Origin of the sequence: Methylobacterium sp. CCH5-D2, from assembly GCF_001556475.1 — a bacterium.
In the GTDB taxonomy this organism is placed as follows: domain Bacteria; phylum Pseudomonadota; class Alphaproteobacteria; order Rhizobiales; family Beijerinckiaceae; genus Methylobacterium; species Methylobacterium hispanicum.
This window is the reverse complement of sequence record NZ_LSIX01000848.1, coordinates 1-729: the sequence shown is the minus strand read 5'-3', so window position 1 is coordinate 729 and position 729 is coordinate 1. Positions and strand designations below refer to the sequence as shown.

The 729-nt window shown below is 69.1% G+C and carries 1 protein-coding gene; it reads right to left on the bottom strand.

The window, feature by feature from the left end; translation table 11 throughout:
* The coding region (locus AX737_RS22345) for an efflux RND transporter permease subunit (RefSeq protein WP_245293489.1) at nucleotides 1-729 on the bottom strand (729 nt) is incomplete at both ends.

The following is a 729-nucleotide window of genomic DNA, read 5'->3' as shown; positions in this document are numbered from 1 at the left end:
CCGTCGCGACCACGAGGTTGCGCAGGTCGTCGAGGCTCATGGTCCGGCCGATGCTCCGGATCAGGTACTCGCGGGCGTTCTGATCGGTGAAGCCGCCGCCGGCGTTGGTGCCGAACTGCGCCAGCGCCGTCTCCAGCTGGGCATTGGTCACCCCGAGCGCGCGCATCGCCGCTGGGTTGGGGCTGACCCGGAACTGGCGCACCTCGCCGCCGATGGGGATGACCTGCGCCACGCCCGGAATGGTCAGCAGGCGCGGCCGGATGGTGAAGTCGGCGACCTCGCGCACCTGCATGGGGGTCGCGGTCTCGCTGGTGACCGCCACCAGCAGGATCTGGCCCATGATCGAGGAGACAGGGCCCATCACAGGGGTGACGCCGCGGGGCAGCTGGTCCTGGACGAGGGACAGGCGCTCCGCGACCTGCTGCCGGTTCCGATAGATGTCGGTCCCCCAGTCGAACTCGACGTAGGTGATGGACAGGCCCACGCCCGAGACCGAGCGCACGCGGGTCACGCCGGGGAGACCGTTCATCCGGGTCTCGATGGGATAAGTGACGAGTTGCTCGACCTCCTGGGGGGCGTACCCTTCCGCCTCCGTCATGACCGTGACGGTGGGTCTGTTGAGGTCGGGAAAGACGTCGACCGGCAGCTTGGTCGCGGTGAAGGCGCCGTACAGTACCAGCACCGCGGCGAGCGCGAGGACGAGCAGGCGGTTGCGGACCGACTGGCTGA